The sequence below is a fragment of the Pseudomonas sp. ok266 genome (assembly GCF_900110195.1).
Classification (GTDB): Bacteria; Pseudomonadota; Gammaproteobacteria; order Pseudomonadales; family Pseudomonadaceae; genus Aquipseudomonas; species Aquipseudomonas neuropathica.
Genome location: NZ_FOCU01000006.1, coordinates 199,681 through 217,427, shown reverse-complemented (window position 1 = coordinate 217,427; position 17,747 = coordinate 199,681). Strand labels below are relative to the sequence as shown.

The window sequence follows — 17,747 nt, the reverse complement described above, 5'->3', positions numbered from 1 at the left end:
GGAGCACTGACATGGCGTCTGTAAATGCCTCCCACGACGATGATGACGATGCCGCGGTGGACAGCATCAACATCACGCCCCTGGTCGACGTGCTGATGGTGGTGCTGGTGATGTTCATCCTCACCGCCACCGCGCAGGTTTCCGGGATCCAGATCAACCTGCCCAAGGCCAGCGCCTCCGTGTCGCTGTCCGAGGCCAAGACCAAGGCGATCTCGGTTAACGACGGCGGCCAGGTGTTCCTCGACGCCTATCCGGTGACATTGGCTGAACTGGAAGAACGCCTGCGCATCGAGAAGGCGCAGAGCCCGGATTTCCCGGTGATCGTGCGCGGCGATGCGACCGTGCAATACCAGAAAGTCATCGAAGTGCTGGATCTGTTGCGCCGGCTCGAACTGTCCCAGGTCGGTCTTGTGACCGGCAAACCGAGTCAGGGCTGAGTCATGACCGCACAACTCCCGATCGAGCCGCTGCCGGTAAAAAAACCAGCGCTGCGTTATGCGAAGTGGGGCGCCGGCTTGCTCATCGGCGCGCTCGCTGCGTGGTTCCTCTGGCAGTGGGCCAACGACATGAGTGGCATCCGCCGCGAAGCGCCGAAGGTGCCGACGATTATTCCGTTGCCACCGCCGCCACCTCCGCCGCCAGAAAAACCGCCGGAGCCGGAAACCCCGGTCGAAGAAAAAGTCGTCGAGCCCGAGCCAACGCCCGAGCCAGAAGAGGTCAAGCCCGAAGAAGAAGCACCGCCATCACCGGCGGACGATCTGGCCAACCCGATGCAAATGGACGGCGATGCGCAGTCCGGTAACGACGCTTTCAACATTGGCGCGGGCAAGGGCGGCGGCATGGCCGGGACCGGCGGCGGGCGTCTGGGCACCGGGACGTACAGCCAGTTTCTGGCGTTCACCTTCCAGCGTTTGCTCCGTGAGAACCCTGAGCTGCGCAACCTCGCGTTCTCGCTGCAGGCCGACGTGTGGCTGAGCGGCGTTGGCGAGATCACCCGGGTCGAGCTGATCAAGTCCAGCGGTAACCCCGAAATTGATACGCAAGTGCTGGCCGCATTACGCGGTGCGCCGGCCCTCAGCGAACGGCCACCGGCCTCCATCACGTTGCCTGTGCGCCTGTCCCTGCAAGGGCGGCGTCCGGGTTAATTCACTTATTTACGCTTTGCCAAAAGGAGTTGTGTGCAGATGATTTCCAATGTGAATCGATTGTCCCTGGCGGTCGGCATGGTCATTGCGACCCTGGTCGGTCAGGCCGTGGCAGCGCCTGCGCCCTCGGAGAACGCCACGATCAATCTGATCCGCTTGCTGGTCGAGCAGGGCATTCTGAAACAGGACAAGGCCGACGCGCTGATCGCTCAGGCGCAGAACGAAGCGGCCCAGGCCAAACAGACCGCCGCATCCACCGCAGTCGCGGCCGGGCCGGTCGCTGCGCCGGGCGACGTCCGAGTGCAATACGTGCCGGCAGCGGTGCGCGACCAGATCCGCGACCAGGTCAAAGCCGAAGTCATGGCCACCGCCAAACAGGAAAACTGGGCCGCACCCAACAGCTTCCCGGAATGGGCAGCGCGCATCAGTTTCGACGGCGACATTCGCCTGCGTGACGAATCGCGCTACTACTCGGACAGCAACAGCAACGAGATCGTCGACTTCGCCAAGCTCAACAACAATGGCCCGTACGACGTTAACCCGAACAGCAGCACCAATCTGCCGCCACTGCTCAACACCCGCGAAGACCGCACCAACCAGTTCCGCATCCGCGCACGGCTGGGCATGAAAGCCGAGATCTCGCCGCAATGGACTGCCGGCATTCGCATCGGCACCGGCTCGGACAACAACCCGGTATCGACCACACAAAGCCTCGGCGGCGGTTTCGCCAAAAAGGACATCTGGCTCGATCAGGGTTACCTGAACTGGAAGCCGACCGATGAGTTGACCCTGACCGGCGGGCGCTTCGCCAATCCGTTCATGTCCACCGACATGCTCTATTCCAACGACTTGAACTTCGACGGCGTCGCAGCGATTTTCGACCACAAACTCAACCGCGATTGGGGCGTGTTCGGCACCGTCGGTGCGTTCCCGGTGGACTACACCAACGACACCGCCAGCAGCAACGGCTTCGACAAGGAAGAGAGCGACAACAAGTGGTTGTACGGCGCGCAGATCGGCGCCAAATGGGCGATTAACAGCAACAACCGCTTGAAAGGCGCGCTGGCGTACTACCGCTTCGACGACATTCAAGGCCAGCGTTCCAGCCCTTGCGAACCGTGGGCCGGCGCACCGGGTTGCGACAGCGATGGCAGCCGTGCGGCGTTCATGCAGAAGGGCAACAGCGTGTTCCTGCTGCGCGACATCACGCCGAACCCGCTCAACCCGACCACCACGCCGCAACCACAGTTTGTTGGCCTCGCTTCGGAATTCAATCTGCTTGATCTGAACATGGTCTGGGACGCCGACCTGCCAGAAGATTTCAAACTGCGCAGCCAGGGCAACTACATCCACAACCTCGCGTACGACGAGGGCGACATGCGCAAGCGTTCGGCCGGACAGATCGTCAACAACCTCGACAGCAACGGCGATATCGAAAGCGGCGCCAATGCGTGGATGGTGCAGTTCACCCTCGGCAGCGCGCTGGACCTGAAAAAGCAGGGCGACTGGAACATGTTCGCTGGCTACAAGTACATCCAGCCGGATGCCTTGCCGGACGGCTTCAACGACTCGTCGTTCCACCTCGGCGGCACCAACGCCAAGGGTTATTTCATCGGCGGCAACTATGGTCTGGCGAAGAACGTTTACGCGACCGGTCGCTGGATGAGTACCGAAGCGGTGTACGGCGCGCCGTTCGACATCGACGTCTTGCAGCTTGAGATCAACACGCGCTTCTAAGGCGCCGGGAGAGGGTTATGAAAACGCGATTTGTGTTGCTCGGGCTCGGGCTGTTGATTGCCACCGGGGTGAATGCCGAAGGCATGGAAGAGCGCCTGCGCACGCAATTGCGCAGCACCACGCAACAGTTGCAGGCCCTGCAAAGTCAGCAGGCCCAGGCCAGCGCCGCGCAACTGGCGGCGCAAAACGAAGCCAAGGCTGCGCAGGCGCAAATCAAGCAATTGAGCGCTGAACTGGCCAAGGCCAAAGGCGTTGCCGAGCAATTGGCCGGGCAGCAACAGAGCCTGCACAGCCAGGCGCAGGCGCAAGTGGCGGCCAGCGCTGAGCAGACCGGCAAGTTCAAAAAGGCCTATGACGAGTTGCTGGTGCTGGCCCGTGCCAAAGAAGCAGAACGGTCTAAGCTTCAAGCGCAATTGACTGAACGTGACACACAAGTGCAGCAATGTTCAGTCAAGAATCAGCAGATGTACGGCGTCGCCAAGCAGATCCTCACTGCCTACGAAAACATCGACGTGGCCGAGGTGATGAAGATCCGCCAGCCCTTCGCGGGCAGTGCCCGGGTCAAGTTCGATGAACTGGCTCAGGGGTTTGGCGACGACCTCTACAAGACTCAATTCGACGCGCCGCAAGCCGCGCTCACGCACTGACAAACAAGGAAGAAAAAATGACTCAATTGATCAGCCACGTATCGCCAAAATCCCTGACCGAAGTCCTGCAAGCTGCGGGTTATCGCGTCAACGAAACCGAGCAGAACGGTATTGTTCAGTTGCTCAGCGCCAGTCAGGGCATTGGTTACGCCGTGCGATTCGGCAATCCGGCGGTGGAGCAGGGTAGCTACGTCGATTTCACTTTCAGCTGTGCGCTGCGGGTGCAGGGTGAGTTGCCAAAGGGTGTGGCCGAGCAGTGGAACGCCAGCCGTCGTTTTGCGCGTTTGTCGTTGCAGGGCGAGTTTCTGGTGATGGAAATGGATGTGGTCGTGGCGGCGGGCGTGAGCAACGATCACCTGCGCGGCAACCTGGAATTGTGGGATCGCCTGTTGCAGGAATTTATCGTTTATCTGCGTGATTTCACTCAGGCAGCGCAAGCATCCACTTCTAAGGCGGCTGTCGCCGAGCAAGAGGAAGTCGCGCTGTGAAGAAGCCTGCCATGGTGATCAGCGTCGCAGCGGTGGCGTTGTTGGTGGTAGCCGTGGCGCTGGTGGTGCGGCCGGGCAGTGACCCGGTCGCCGCCCAGCAATCGTCGTCGGTGACGGCGGTTGCAACGGGGCCGGCGGTGGCGCGGTTGGGTAATCAGCAGGTAACCCCTGCGGAACTTCAGGCGTTGCTGGCTACAGTTCCGCCGGAAACCCGCGAACAATTGCGCGGTAATCGTGAGGCGCTGGAACGGTGGATTCGCACGCGTCTGGCCGAGAAAGCGGTGCTCGAGCAGGCCGATGCCCAAGGTTGGGCACAGCGTCCCGAGGTTGCGCGGCAGACCCGGGCAGCGACTGAGCAGATCGTGTTCCGTGATTACTTGCGTTCGGTCAGTGAAGTGCCGGCGGATTATCCGAGTGCGGCTGAGTTGCAGCAGGCCTATGACGCGGGCAAGACGAATTGGCAGACACCGGCGCTGTATCGGGTCAGCCAGATTTTCCTTGGGGTGAATGATCCGCAGAATCTTGAATCGGTGCGCAAGCAGGCGCTTGAATTGAGCAAGAAAGCTCAGGCAACGCCGGCGGAATTTGCCGCACTGGCCACTCAGTATTCACAGGATCGTGTCACCGCTGAACGCGGCGGCGATACGGGCCTGCAACCGTTGCAGCAACTGGTCCCGGAGGTGCGTGGTGCAGTGGCGCGGCTCAAGGTTGGCGCGGTTTCTGATCCCGTCCAGAGCGCCGCCGGGTTCCACGTGATCAAACTCACCGAACAACAACCGGCGCGCGCCGCAACTCTTGATGAACTGCGCGATCAACTGACCCAGGCCTTGCGTGCTCAGCGTCAGGAACAGATCGCCCAAGCCTACCTGGACGGCATGCTCAACACCGCGACGCTGAGCATCGACGGCGCTGAACTCAACAAAGTCCTGGAGGAAAAACACTGATTTCACCTTCACCACAAACCCCTGTGGGAGCGAGCTTGCTCGCGAAAGCGCCAGCACATTAAACATATTTGCTGACTGACACTCCGCTTTCGCGAGCAAGCTCGCTCCCACAGGGATCCATGGTGCACTCAAGACAAATACAAAGATCGACAGGGAGTCATCGATGTCATTCACCGAACCCGCAGGACGACAGGGCAACCACGATTACCACTGGCCGCACGACCACAGCGAACCGTGGCTCGCACATGCTGCGACCATTGACAGCGAAGTCGCGCAATACTTCCTCGTCAGCGCCCGCTGCGGTTGCTTCATGCAAGCCGCGCGTAGCCTCAACGTGCGCGCAACCTTGTTGCGCAAACAACTGGCCCAGCTTGAGCAAGAACTGCAACACACCCTGTTCAGCTTTCAGGGCAGCGCCTTGAGCCTCACCCGCGAAGGCCAACAGCTACAGGCCAAACTCATAGCGCTGGCCAACGAACGCAAACTGCCAGTGATCGAGCAACCATTGATCCGCCTCGCCGTCGCCGAATCGATCCTCCACGACATCCTCGGCCGCGATCTCATCGCGCTGCTGCGGCGCAACGCCAGCGTGCGCCTGGAAATCATCGCACTGGACAGCGAACTGTCCCTGCGCGCCGTCAGCGCCGACATCGTCCTCTGGCTCGCCAATGGCGAAACCCCACACCCCGGCCCGACCTTCGCCACCAGCGAACCGCAACCGCTGGCACGCCTCGACTACCTGCCACACATCGCCAAACGCTACTCCCGCGTCACTGCGCGGCCGGACACGCCTGATGACCTCGCCGACTTCATGCTGGTGCAATGGCAGCATGATCGGCAGGTCGACAGCTTTCGTCCGTGGAATGAGTTGGTTGAACAGCGGTTGGCCGGGGTGGTGCAGATGCAGTCTTATGAGTTGATGCTGGAGATGATTCGTTGCAGCGCGTGCATTGGGTTGTTGCCGGCGTATATGAGCCGGTTTGATCGAGGCCTGATCGCACTGCCGGGGCTGTTCGAGGAACCGATGCAATTGCAGGCATGGCTGGCGGTCAACGCGGACTCACAAAATATCAGCGAAGTCCAAACCCTGACCGACCTCATTCACCACACCTTCCACGAACGTCGAGAATGGTTTCAGCCTTGACGTCAATCCCCTGTGGGAGCGAGCTTGCTCGCGAAAGCAATCTGACATTCAACTTCTCTGTTGCCTGACACACCGCTTTCACGAGCAGGCTCGCTCCCACATTTTGATATTCGCCAGGCAGCGGTTTATCGGTTTAGAGTGGTCAGCCACACATCGATCCAGGAAGGATCCGCCATGCCAGACCACAATCCCGCCATCCACCTCGAGCGTTTCAACGAATCGCACATTGAGGGCATTACTGCGCTGTACAACGATCCAGCTGTGGCGCGTCAGGTGCTGCAGATGCCGTTTCAGTCCGTTGAGGTCTGGCGCCAGCGCCTGCTGGCGGACAACGAACGGGCGGTGAAGCTGGTTGCGCTGCATCAGGGGGTGGTGATCGGCAATCTGGGGCTGGAGGCTCATTCACGGATGCGCCGGGCGCATGCCGGCAGTTTCGGTATGGGCGTTGCGGTGGCGTGGCAGGGCAAAGGCGTGGGCTCGACGCTGTTGGCGGCGGCGCTGGAGGTTGCCGACAACTGGATGAATCTGCACCGCGTCGAACTCACCGTGTATGCCGATAACGAAGCGGCCATCGGTCTCTACCGCAAGTTCGGTTTCGAGGACGAAGGCCTGTTCCGCGACTACGCCGTGCGGGATGGGCAATGGGTCGACACCCTGAGCATGGCTCGCCTGCGCACTCGTCCGAAAACCTGAATCAGTCGCCCAGGGCGAACGTCACCGCCGACTGTGCATGCAGTTCGGTGGTGTCGAGCAGGGGCAGGGCGCTGTGTTCGGGTTTGATCAACATGCCAATTTCCGTACAGCCGAGGATGATCGCCTGCGCGCCACGCGCGGTGAGGGATTCGATCACCCGCTGATAGATTTGCCGTGACTGATCGCTGATCACGCCGACACAGAGTTCGTCGTAGATGATCCGGTGCACGTCCTTGCGCTCGGCTTCGTGCGGCACCAATACCGTCAAGCCTCGGGCAATCAAACGTTGTTTGAGAAAGTCCTGCTCCATAGTGAACGCGGTGCCGAGCAATCCGACCGTGCGTGCATCTATGTTCAGAGCCGCCTGTGCGGCTGGTTCGGCAATGTGCAAGAACGGAATGCTGATTGCCGCCTGAATCTGCTCGGCAACCTTGTGCATGGTGTTGGTACACAGCACCACACAATCAGCGCCGCCGGCTTCGAGCCTGCGCGCGGCATCGACCAGAATCGCCGCCGCATCGTCCCAGCGCCCGGCGTGCTGGGCCTGTTCGACAGGGCCGAAGTCGACGCTGTACATCAGCATTTGCGCCGAGCGGAGCGGGCCGAGACGATCACGGACTTGCTGATTGACGAGTCGATAGTATTCGGCGCTGGATTCCCAGCTCATGCCGCCGATCAGGCCGATGGTGCGCATTGAAGTTCCTCGGGCAATGGCCTGACGCGAGTGAAGACAGGCCTGCACCGAGTTTCCTTGGGTTAAAGGATGGATGCCAGCAGCAAAATAACTGTAACGATGAAGTTTTACGCAAGTGTCATGGTGCAGGCTCAGGTAACGGGATGACGTGATTGCAACCGGCGGCGAGTGTCTTGGCATATCCGACATCCGGACGCCACGGCTCGAGATTCCATTCGGGTTTATCGCGCGCGATCGCCAAGTGGCAAATCAGTTGGTGGCGCATGCCGTGGGTATTTTGCCAATAGCGGCTGTTGGAATAATCACGTGTCAACTCATCCCAAATAAAAGGCGTGGCTTCCGGGAGGGTTTTCCTGGCACAAGGTGTGGGTGTGATGGAAAAAGTCCATTCATATTCCCGATACACCCAATGCGCGCTCTGAATGTATTTTACGCAGCGCTCGACCGTCAGAATGAAGCTATCCGGGTCGTCCGATTTTGGCTGCGCATGAGCCGGCCAGCTCAACAGTGCCGTCAGGCCGATGGCAGCCATTGCGAACGTTGTAGAGATTGTGCGAACAGTGCTCATTATCTGATTTCCTGGTCTGCTGCGGAGTAGGTGAACGTCGCTGTACCGGTCGCGCTGGCGGCCAACTCCACGCGAATGATGGGAACGATCACCTTCGCACTGGTCGAGTTATAAAAATCCCGTTGGTTGTATTTCGCATCGGCGAGCTGCTTGGGATCGGTGCTCGAACCGAGGTAGAAGAACGCCAGGATGGGGAAGGTGTTTTGCTTGCCGGCAGGCCAGGTTTTGATAAGTATGTCGTTCCATTGGGCGAAGCCTGTTTGCCCTAACAAACTCTTGGCGCGCAGCGATTGATAAAACGCCGGGCCGGCGAGCATGTTGCGTTCGTCTCTGACATCAAAGTCGCATTGACGCCGGTTTTGATCGCCAGGAGCGCCATCCCAAGCCGCTTTGAATTGCTCGCCGGTGGTTATGTTTGCATCCTGGCAGTGGCCACTCTTCGGGTAAGAAGGGTGAGCAACGCAAACGGCGGTTGCACTGCGATACCATCCATAAGAGTCCATGGGATACGCACATAGCACTGCTAACTGGTCAGTGCCAGCAAGCCTTTCCAATATCGGATACAGCATGTAGCCATTGGCGTTGCCCCAGGCCATTTTGCTGAAGTTGCTATCAGCACGCAGATAGGAGAAGTTGACTCCGCCATTTTTTACCGAGGTGGGACTCGGATCCCAGACTTTATAAGTATTGTTCGGGTCTTTTTCCGTAACCCTGATCATCACCCCTGAACATAGAAAGGCAGGTTGCGAATCCACTTTGTTGCAATTGGGGAACTTGCGGGCGTAGAGCGTCGTGAGATAAGTGGCGGTAGCCGGGCCATCCATTCTCTGGCTCTGCACTGCGCTCGCGTCGATTACATCAAGTGATTGCGATGCAGGCTGTGAGCATGCCGTCAACAAACCGATCAGCAAGAATGCGACTATTTTGTACATGATGATTTCCTTTTCCTTCAACTAAAGTTGGAATGGACTTACTGGAGGATCACCTGATCGGCCTGTATGTAAGTAAAAATCGTGCCACTACTGGCAAGCGTCAGACGAATGATCGGTACGATGACTTTCGGATTGGTCGAGTTATAGAAATCACGCTGGTTGTACTGGGCGTCCGCCAGGCCCGCGCTGCCGTTTAAGTAGAAGAACGCCATGATCGGAAACCTGTTGGCAGGGAAGGACTGTTTACATGAAGTGGCAGGGTTGGCGCTGCTGGGGTCGCACCAGGTCTTGATCTGGATTTCGTTGTGATTCTCGTTGCGCGGATTGGGCAGCCCTCTGGCGCGTATGGATTGATAGAACGCCGGGCCGGCCAATGCATTGCGTTCATCCCTGACGTCAAAGCCGCATTGCCGTTGATTGGGGCTGCCGCCGGGCACTTTCCAGACTTCGTACCATTGTTCTGCGGTGGTCACGCCCGCGTTTTGGCATAGCTGGCTTTGCGCTGGATAGCTCGCGTGTGCTGCACAAGGGGTATTGCCACGAGTGTGACTCCAAGCGTCGTACGGGTAAGAGCACAGTATTTGTTGATCAAGCTTGTCTGTGGGCGCTTCGAATATCGGAAAGAGTATGTAGCCGTTGTTATAGCCATAAGCGAAGCGTGTGATGTTGGAGTCTGCTCGCAGATAGGAAAATGTCACCATGCCCTGTTTTACCGAAGTCGGGCTCGGTTCCCAGACTTTATATTTGTTGTCAGGATCCTTGACGGTGACTCTGATTATGACGCCTGAACAGAGAAACGCAGGTTGAGAGTTTGAGTTGTTGCAGTTCGCGTACTTGCGGTCGTACAGGGTTGAAAGGCGTGCGGCAATGGCAGGCCCATCAATGCTCTGGACTATATTGGTAATGGTGGGCGCCGGCAGTTGCCGGGTGTCTTGGGAACAACCGAACAACACAGCGATTAATATGAAACCGATTATTTGGCGCATGATGATTTGCTCTTCACCGTTCAGGGTAATGAGAAATGTCGGTTTGATTGCGGTTGCCCTGCCTCGTAACTCGCTAGAGCCTCACCCTGAGGCACCATGAAAAGATCAGTGGCTCACTGGTCCCGGTACGTTTGAGCGTGTAGTTGAACATCACGTCTTTGCCGCGGTTCTCTGTGATCCACGCCGCTGGAATCGGGAAGTTGGTGTAAGACTCGTTGACGATGTCCACCTCGTCGCTATAGCGGGTGGTCACACCATGCAACGCCATACGCACTCTGTAGGGAGCTTCAAGTGTCGGGTAGTAAACCCTTAAATTGGTTCTGTCCGTATTGATCGTGGGTTGCCCTAGAAGGTGCTTCTGCTCGGTGAATGCCAGATTCAGATCGCGAGAGGGCTTGTCATCGGTAGTGCCGGGCAATCTGACCGTGTAGGTTACTTCTGCCCGACCACCGCCCCCCATAGTGTCGATGACCTCCAGGCGCGGAATCTGGAAATGCAACGTTTCCCCAGGTGTTTTTACAGTCTGCACCTCAGTGGTGTAGGTGAAGTTGCGTCCGAGCCATTGGACTTTTACCGTTTGCCCTGTGTCGGAGCCTGTGTAGTTGACCTCTACCGTGGCGAACTTGGCTTCATAAAAATCCTTGATGAAGTTCAGTAGCGTGCCGCCGGACTCTTTCGCTTCCAGTACCTTGGGCCTGATCAGATCGAGCTCCGGTTGTCGGCGTAAGTGCACATCGATCAACGTGGTTTTTGACCAGATGGCTTGGGGGCCGGAAGAGTTGCCGAGTTGATCGGTGACTCTGAAACGCATGGCGAATTTGGGGTTGTCCTGCCAGAAGTCGATGGCGACCAGTTTCAATACCACGCTGCCTGCCGCTGCTTGCGCCGCGCTGACGACATGCTCTTTTTCCAGGCTATCGCAATAAAGCGTAATGATGTCCCGCTCGCGCATATGGATGTAACGCAGAGTCACATCCACGCCCTTTTCTGCGCGGCCGGCATCGATGCCGTCGGTGATGACATCGGCCGGAAGGCTCATGATCAGATTGGGATTGTCTCCACCCCCCGAAATCTGGTCACCGGGGCGCGGGGTGTAATAGAGCACTTTCAGCGCCTCCGAAGTTTCGGGATCCTGACCGACTCGGGTCACTTGCAGGCGTACCAGGTTGATGTCGTTTTTCAATAGTGCGGCAGGTAGATCCATGTTGAACCGCTGATTCTCCTCGCCCGGCTGGGTAACCTTGTTGATCACCGCGACATCCGAGGTTCCGAGCAATATGGCTGCGTCGTCATAGGCGCTATGGTTGAGCCATGGATCGATTAGCAGTTGGAGAAAGCCATTGTTGTGCAACGTCAGGGGAACTCCGCCATGTGGCTTTTCCGGATGTTGTATGGCTGTAACCCAGCCTGGAATTATCACAGGGGCGATGTCTTGGGGTTGTGTTTTACCGTTATCGACGGTCATGCGGCTTCTCCGGAACTCAAGCAACTCGAGGATTTATCTAAAACCCTCTGTCGCTGGCTGCCTACTGTCAGATCTGACAGGTGGAGGGGGCAAATCCTACCGTTCGTCTGGATTAAGCGTATGCGGAGCTTGAATCGGTGGTTAACCGTACGCCAGCACGTTGATCTGCCACTATCGGAGTTCGCAGGCTTTGAGCCGAGGAGTGCAACAATGGACGACGTACAACAACTGGGCGATATGCTTCGCCGCTATGCCGAGAGCGAAGCGCACAAGGCCCAACTGTTCGAGACCCAGTCGGCGGCGTGGGCCGCCCGGATCATCGAGTTGTTCGGCAACATTGAGCAATGGCTTGCGCCGGTACAAATGCCCGATCTGCTGGAAGTCAGCCGTGAGACGTATGTCGCGTTCGGGCCGAGCACGCCGGTGGAAACCTCGACCTTCAAGACGGAAAAGCTGAGCATCGTGATTGCCGGCAAACCGGTAGAGTTCGTGCCGGATGTGATGGGCAGCGCGGGGCAGATTTCCCTGGCGGTGATGGGCCTTACGGCGGCACGTTACGGCAGTATTTCCCTGGTGGGATTGGCAGACGGTGAGTGGCAGTGGCGCAAGACCAATGGGTTGAAGGATCCCGACACGTTTGTATTTGATGCAAATTTTCTGGCGCTGCAATTGCAGAGTCTGATACCGCGTGAACGCGGCTAGCACCATCGCCCTCGCTTGGTCCAGTCCTGCACACGTGACGAGGCCAATCTGGCGGTGACGCTACTGGCTGCGTTTGCAGTGCAGGCACGGTGAGCAGCACGGGCTGAATCAGGGTTTGATCAACTGATCCGTGTCAACGTACTGGAATGTTGCATCGTGGGCTGATGTGGATGGGGGATACAGACGGATCACCGGCACCCAGATTCTGGAAGTAGTGGAATCATAGAAATCCTTCTGATTGTCTCGGGCTTGAGATAACCCGGCATTGTCCCCCCCGGCGATATAAAAGAAGGCCATCAGAGGCAAGGTGTTTTGCAGGTTCTGTGGCCAGGTCTTGATCACGATTTCATTCTGTTCGGAGAAATGTGCAGACACTTGGCTCAACATTGTGCGGGCTCGTACCGATTGGTAAAAAGCCGCTGCAGCCGGCCTTCCAGTTGCCTCGGAAACGTCGAAGCCACATTGTCGAATGTGATGACTGTTGGGCGAGTTATCCCAAACGCTTTTCCATTGCTCGGCGGTGGTCACACCCGCACTTCGGCAACGCTGGCTTGTCGCGGGAAAAGAGGCGTGTGGACCACAGGGGGTGGTGCGGTTCCAGGTCCAGCCATCGATGGGAAAGGAGCACAAAACGTCCAGATCGACCTTGTCTTGCGGCGCACCGAAGATGGGGTACAACATTAATCCATTGCCTTTGCCCCAGGCCAGACGGCCGAATTTCGAGTCTGCCCTGAGGAAGGAAAACGATACTCCGCCGTTCTTGACTGAGGTTGGGCTTGGGTTCCATACGTGATGCGTTTCGCCAGGCTGCTTGTCCGTGACTCGAAGAATGATCCCGGAACAGAGAAAAGCCGGTTGATTGGCTGACTCATGGCAGTTCACGAATTTGGAGTTGTAGAGCTGGTTCAATAGCTCGACCACTTGCGGACCTGTCATTGCTACGTTTGGACTATTGCTGACACCTTGCTCGACCGGTGACTGGGTGGCGATGGGTGAGCAGCCTAATAGTGTTGCAAGGAGCAATGAAAGGAGGGCGTTTCTCATCTTGGTGCTCCCTGGTTCTGACTGGTCAATACCGATGGTCATGTGGCAGTGTTTGGCAGCACGTTGGAAAACGATGCGCTATGAGTGCCGTCTCGTTAGCAACATAAAGACAAACCTGCCACCTGCCTACTGTCAGATCTGACAGGGAAAATACGAAAAATCTACCGTTTGTCGGAGGCGGACTGTCAGAGCAAAATGTGCAGGCAGCGGAGGGGAGGCCCCTCCGCTACTGATTCCTCTCACATTTCAAGATTGATCCAGCCTGGTTTGGCGTCTTCCGGCGCCACCGCTTTCACGGTTTTCCCGGTAGCCAGTTCAACCCGCCGCGCCACCTCGGGGTCATCGGCAAACGGCACCATGCTCGCTTCATCCAGACTGTCCGCCGTCTCCCGTCGCAAGCAGTACTCCACCGCCAGCCAAAGAAACATCACGCCCAACACATCAAAGAAAATCTCCATCACGCGCGACTCCCTGCCTCAGGCGATCTGCGCTTCACTGCGCGCCAGTGAAATGTCGGCCACCCGCACCGTGCGCCACACGTTGTAAGCCATCAACAACATCCCGGTGAGGAAGAACACCCCGCCGGCAAAGCGCACGATAAACCCCGGATGACTGGCCTGTAGCGCTTCGACGAATGAATAGGTCAGCGTGCCGTCCTCGTTGATCGCCCGCCACATCAGGCCCTGGGTGATGCCGTTGACCCACATCGAAGCGATGTAGAGCACCGTGCCGATGGTCGCCAGCCAGAAGTGCAGGTTGATCAGCGGCGTGCTGTACATCTGCTCGCGGCCAAACACTTTCGGCACCATGTGATAGGTCGCGCCAAAAGTAATCATCGCCACCCAGCCCAACGCCCCGGCGTGCACGTGGCCGATGGTCCAGTCGGTGTAGTGGGAGAGGGCGTTGACGGTTTTGATCGCCATCATCGGCCCTTCGAAGGTCGACATGCCGTAGAACGCCAGCGACAGCACGAGGAATCGCAGAATCGGGTCGGTGCGCAACTTATGCCAGGCACCGGACAAGGTCATCATGCCGTTGATCATCCCGCCCCAGCTCGGCGCCAGCAGGATCAGCGACATGGCCATGCCCAGTGACTGCGCCCAGTCCGGCAGCGCGGTGTAGTGCAAATGGTGCGGGCCGGCCCAGATGTACAAGGTAATCAGCGCCCAGAAATGCACAATCGACAAGCGATACGAATACACCGGCCGATTGACCTGTTTCGGCACGAAGTAATACATCATGCCGAGGAACCCGGTGGTCAGGAAGAAACCCACCGCGTTGTGCCCGTACCACCACTGCACCATCGCATCAGTGGCGCCGGAATACACCGGATACGACTTGAACCAGTCCACCGGAATCGACAGGTGATTGACCACGTGCAACATGGCGATCACCAGGATGAACGCACCAAAAAACCAGTTGCCGACGTAGATGTGTTTGGTCTTGCGCTGCACCACGGTGGTGAAAAACACAATGGCGTAAGCGACCCAGACGACAGCCATCCACACCGCGCCGGAGAATTCGATCTCGGCGTATTCCTTGGTGGTGGTGTAGCCCAGCGGCAGGGTGATCAGCATGACCACAATCACCGATTGCCAGCCCCAGAAGGTGAACGCGGCGAGTTTGTCTGAATACAGCCGCACCTGGCAGGTGCGCTGCACTGCGTAGTAGCTGGCGGCGAATTGCGCGCTGCCGGCGAAACCGAAAATCACCAGGCTGGTGTGCAGCGGTCGCAGTCGGCCGAAGGTGGTCCACGGCAGGTCCAGATTCATCTCTGGCCACACCAGTTGCGAGGCGATGAACACGCCCATCGCCATGCCCACCACACCCCAGAAAACCGTCGCGATAACGAATTGGCGGACGACCTTGTAGTTGTAAGCCTGTCCGATTGTTGCTGTGCTCATGGCCAGTTCATCCACGGTTGCAAAGTCTTGCCAGGCCACCCGGTCTGGCATGAGCTGCACTGTAGAAACCCCACCAGAAACAAAACAGGCTCAGGAATCTTTGATTTGTGCGGATCAGATCTAAGGGCTGACTGCGGCGTTCTGCCGCGCCCTGATATGGTTTTTATGAGTTCAGGTGAATCTGTAACGTGCTGCGCCGTTCGGCCATAGTCTGGGAAAATCTGTAGGCCTTCGCCGGCTCGCGATAGCGGTGTGTCAGTCAACATCTCAGTTGCCTGACACACCGCTATCGCGAGCCGGCGAAGGCCTACAGGAATTGTGTGCGTCCTGATGAGGTGGCAGTGGCATGTATCAATACGATGATTACGACCGGGCGCTGGTGTTCGAGCGCGTTGCGCAGTTTCGCGATCAGGTCGAGCGCTTCATGGCCGGGGAATTGAGCGAAGAGGAGTTCCTGCCGCTGCGCCTGCAAAACGGCCTGTACATGCAGAAGCACGCCTACATGCTGCGCGTGGCGATTCCCTACGGCACGCTGAGCGCCGAGCAGATGCGCACACTGGCGAGCATCGCCAGTGATTACGATCGTGGTTACGGCCACTTCACTACGCGGCAGAACATGCAGTTCAACTGGATCGAACTCGCCGAGGTGCCGGATATCCTTGAGCGTCTGGCGCAGGTCAACATGCATGCGATCCAGACCTCCGGCAACTGCGTGCGCAACATCACCACCGAGGCGTTCGCCGGGGTCGCGGCGGACGAACTGATCGACCCGCGCCCATTGGCCGAGATCCTGCGGCAGTGGTCGACGATCAACCCGGAATTCCTGTTTCTGCCGCGCAAATTCAAGATCGCCATTTGTTCGGCGAAGCAGGATCGCGCGGCAATCATGATGCACGACATCGGCCTCTACCTTTACCCCGGCCGCGATGGGCAGATGCTTCTGCGAGTGATCGTCGGCGGTGGTCTGGGGCGCACGCCGATCCTCGGTTTGCAGATTCGCGAAGGCTTGCCGTGGCAGCATTTGCTGTCTTACGTCGAAGCCGTGCTGCGGGTGTACAACCGCCACGGCCGGCGCGACAACAAATACAAGGCGCGGATCAAAATTCTGGTCAAGGCACTGGGCATCGAAGCGTTTGCCAAGGAAGTCGAGGAGGAATGGCAACACCTCAAGGACGGCCCGGCGCAACTGACCGAGGCCGAATATCAACGGGTCGCCAGTGCCTTCGTGCCGCCGGTTTATCACACCTTGGCCGACACCGATCTGGACTTCGGCACGCGTCTGGCGGAAAGCCCGGCGTTCGCCCGTTGGGTCGCGCGCAACGTGCAGCCGCACAAGGTGCCGGGTTACACCAGCGTGGTGCTGTCGACCAAACCGGGCATGGCTTCGCCGCCGGGGGATGTCACCGGTGTGCAGATGCTGGCGGTGGCGGACTGGTCGCAGCGTTTCGGGTTTGGCGAAATTCGTATTGCCCATGAGCAGAACATCGTCCTCCCTGACGTGGCGAAAACCGACCTCTATGCGCTGTGGCAACTGGCGTGTAAACACGATCTGGGCAGCGCCAACGTCGGCCTGCTGACCGACATCATTGCCTGCCCCGGTGGCGATTTCTGTGCACTGGCCAACGCCAAATCGATCCCGATTGCCCAGGCGATTCAGGCGCGCTTCGACAACCTCGATTACCTGCATGATCTGGGTGATATCAGCCTGAATATTTCTGGGTGCATGAACGCCTGCGGCCACCACCACATCGGCAATATCGGCATCCTCGGTGTCGATAAAAATGGCAGTGAGTGGTATCAGATCACCCTCGGCGGCGCCCAGGGCAAAAACAGCGCATTGGGCAAAGTCATCGGCCCGTCGTTCAGCGCTGCCGAGGTGCCGCAGGTGATCGAGCGGATCATCGGCACGTTTGTGCGCTATCGCGAGCACGAGGAACTGTTTGTCGACACCGTCGCGCGGATTGGCCTGGAGCCGTTCAAGGAACGGGTCTATCCGAAGACGCTGGAGGCGGCGGTATGAACAATCTGTTGCGGCTGGAGCAGGGCGTAGCGCGGATAGTGACAGACGATCCGTGGACGTTGGTGCGCGAACCATCGACGCCAAGGCCGGAGGGTTTGCTGATGTTGCCACTGACGCATTGGCTGGAATCGCCGTCGACCCACGCCGTGTGGCTCGGCCCGGATGATGAGGTTGAAAGCCTGGTGCCGTGGCTGGACTCGTTACCGCTGATAGCGCTGGATTTTCCGAGTTTTCGCGACGGGCGTGCTTACAGCCAGGCTTATCTGCTGCGCAGCCGGTTCGGCTGGGCAGGGGAGTTGCGCGCGATTGGCGATGTCTTGCGTGATCAGCTCAGCCATATGCGCCAGTGCGGGTTCGACAGTTTCGCGGTGCGTGAGGACAAATCGGCTGAGGATGCGCTGAAAGGATTGGCTGGCATGAGCGTGTTGTATGGGCGTTCGGTGATCGAGCCGCGCCCGCTTTTTCGGCGGCGTTGACGGTTAAAAAGATCGCAGCCTGTGGCAGCTCCTACATGAGTTCAACTGTAGGCGCTGCCACAGGCTGCGATCTTTTGATCTGGCTTTTACCACCGGGGAAACCCCTAGAAACCTCCTGAATCGGGCATTTTCCCTTGGGTGAGTGGTGGCCTTTTGGT

General features: G+C 58.4%; 19 protein-coding genes. 11 read left to right on the top strand and 8 right to left on the bottom strand.

Features of this window, described 5'->3' with window-relative positions:
• The first annotated feature begins 11 nt into the window (after positions 1-11).
• The 8 genes from BMY54_RS12990 to BMY54_RS12955 all read left to right on the top strand — a co-directional run bounded on the left by BMY54_RS12990 (position 12) and on the right by BMY54_RS12955 (position 6,798).
• Positions 12-437: an ExbD/TolR family protein gene (locus tag BMY54_RS12990; protein ID WP_003201710.1), complete on the top strand. Its 426-nt coding sequence runs from the start codon at positions 12-14 to the stop codon at positions 435-437.
• A gap of 3 nt (positions 438-440) precedes the next feature.
• Positions 441-1,145, top strand: coding sequence for an energy transducer TonB family protein (locus tag BMY54_RS12985; protein WP_093433049.1), 705 nt, complete (start codon positions 441-443; stop codon positions 1,143-1,145).
• A gap of 39 nt (positions 1,146-1,184) precedes the next feature.
• A complete protein-coding gene (locus BMY54_RS12980; protein ID WP_093433047.1) occupies positions 1,185-2,882 on the top strand; it encodes a putative porin in 1,698 nt (565 codons plus the stop codon).
• A 17-nt stretch (positions 2,883-2,899) separates the two neighbouring features.
• On the top strand, positions 2,900-3,529 hold the full coding sequence (locus tag BMY54_RS12975) for a DNA repair protein (protein ID WP_093433044.1): 630 nt from the start codon (positions 2,900-2,902) through the stop codon (positions 3,527-3,529).
• Positions 3,530-3,546: 17 nt separating this feature from the next.
• The gene (locus BMY54_RS12970) at positions 3,547-4,017 is read left to right on the top strand and encodes a YbjN domain-containing protein (protein WP_093433041.1); all 471 of its coding nucleotides are present in this window, start codon (positions 3,547-3,549) and stop codon (positions 4,015-4,017) included.
• A complete protein-coding gene (locus BMY54_RS12965; RefSeq protein ID WP_093433038.1) occupies positions 4,014-4,961 on the top strand; it encodes a peptidylprolyl isomerase in 948 nt (315 codons plus the stop codon). The genes BMY54_RS12970 and BMY54_RS12965 overlap by 4 nt, the downstream gene beginning before the upstream one ends.
• A gap of 163 nt (positions 4,962-5,124) precedes the next feature.
• Positions 5,125-6,105, top strand: coding sequence for a LysR family transcriptional regulator (locus BMY54_RS12960; protein WP_093433036.1), 981 nt, complete (start codon positions 5,125-5,127; stop codon positions 6,103-6,105).
• 174 nt (positions 6,106-6,279) lie between these two features.
• Positions 6,280-6,798, top strand: coding sequence for a GNAT family N-acetyltransferase (locus BMY54_RS12955; RefSeq protein WP_093433034.1), 519 nt, complete (start codon positions 6,280-6,282; stop codon positions 6,796-6,798).
• Between the two features lies 1 nt (position 6,799).
• On the opposite strand, the gene BMY54_RS12950 is transcribed toward BMY54_RS12955, so the two are convergent.
• The 5 genes from BMY54_RS12950 to BMY54_RS12930 form a co-directional block, all read right to left on the bottom strand.
• Positions 6,800-7,492, bottom strand: a complete 693-nt coding sequence (locus BMY54_RS12950; protein ID WP_093433031.1) for an aspartate/glutamate racemase family protein — start codon at positions 7,490-7,492, stop codon at positions 6,800-6,802.
• Positions 7,493-7,610: 118 nt separating this feature from the next.
• The gene (locus tag BMY54_RS12945) at positions 7,611-8,060 is read right to left on the bottom strand and encodes a DUF2599 domain-containing protein (protein ID WP_093433029.1); all 450 of its coding nucleotides are present in this window, start codon (positions 8,058-8,060) and stop codon (positions 7,611-7,613) included.
• Positions 8,060-8,992 (bottom strand): halovibrin HvnC, encoded by a 933-nt coding sequence (locus BMY54_RS12940; RefSeq protein WP_093433026.1) that lies wholly within the window; start codon positions 8,990-8,992, stop codon positions 8,060-8,062. Before BMY54_RS12940 ends, BMY54_RS12945 begins: the two co-directional genes overlap by 1 nt.
• A 38-nt stretch (positions 8,993-9,030) precedes the next feature.
• Entirely contained in the window at positions 9,031-9,978 is a 948-nt protein-coding gene (locus BMY54_RS12935) for a halovibrin HvnC (RefSeq protein WP_093433023.1), read from the bottom strand.
• Between the two features lie 73 nt (positions 9,979-10,051).
• The gene (locus BMY54_RS12930) at positions 10,052-11,443 is read right to left on the bottom strand and encodes a hypothetical protein (RefSeq protein ID WP_256573889.1); all 1,392 of its coding nucleotides are present in this window, start codon (positions 11,441-11,443) and stop codon (positions 10,052-10,054) included.
• 210 nt (positions 11,444-11,653) lie between these two features.
• Between BMY54_RS12930 and BMY54_RS12925 the strand changes: the two genes are divergently transcribed.
• Positions 11,654-12,145 (top strand): hypothetical protein, encoded by a 492-nt coding sequence (locus BMY54_RS12925; protein ID WP_093433020.1) that lies wholly within the window; start codon positions 11,654-11,656, stop codon positions 12,143-12,145.
• 108 nt (positions 12,146-12,253) lie between these two features.
• Here the strand turns inward: BMY54_RS12925 and BMY54_RS12920 are convergent, their stop codons facing one another.
• From BMY54_RS12920 to ccoN, 3 genes are all read right to left on the bottom strand, one after another.
• Positions 12,254-13,189: a halovibrin HvnC gene (locus tag BMY54_RS12920; RefSeq protein WP_093433017.1), complete on the bottom strand. Its 936-nt coding sequence runs from the start codon at positions 13,187-13,189 to the stop codon at positions 12,254-12,256.
• A gap of 239 nt (positions 13,190-13,428) precedes the next feature.
• Complete coding sequence (locus BMY54_RS12915) at positions 13,429-13,647, bottom strand: CcoQ/FixQ family Cbb3-type cytochrome c oxidase assembly chaperone (RefSeq protein ID WP_093433014.1); 219 nt, start codon at positions 13,645-13,647, stop codon at positions 13,429-13,431.
• A gap of 18 nt (positions 13,648-13,665) precedes the next feature.
• A complete protein-coding gene (ccoN, locus tag BMY54_RS12910; protein ID WP_093433574.1) occupies positions 13,666-15,093 on the bottom strand; it encodes a cytochrome-c oxidase, cbb3-type subunit I in 1,428 nt (475 codons plus the stop codon).
• 346 nt (positions 15,094-15,439) lie between these two features.
• Here ccoN and BMY54_RS12900 point away from each other — a divergent pair, with 346 nt between their 5' ends.
• The gene (locus BMY54_RS12900; protein WP_093433011.1) at positions 15,440-17,113 is read left to right on the top strand and encodes a nitrite/sulfite reductase; all 1,674 of its coding nucleotides are present in this window, start codon (positions 15,440-15,442) and stop codon (positions 17,111-17,113) included.
• Entirely contained in the window at positions 17,110-17,589 is a 480-nt protein-coding gene (locus BMY54_RS12895; protein WP_093433008.1) for a DUF934 domain-containing protein, read from the top strand. The genes BMY54_RS12900 and BMY54_RS12895 overlap by 4 nt, the downstream gene beginning before the upstream one ends.
• Positions 17,590-17,747: the final 158 nt, after the last annotated feature.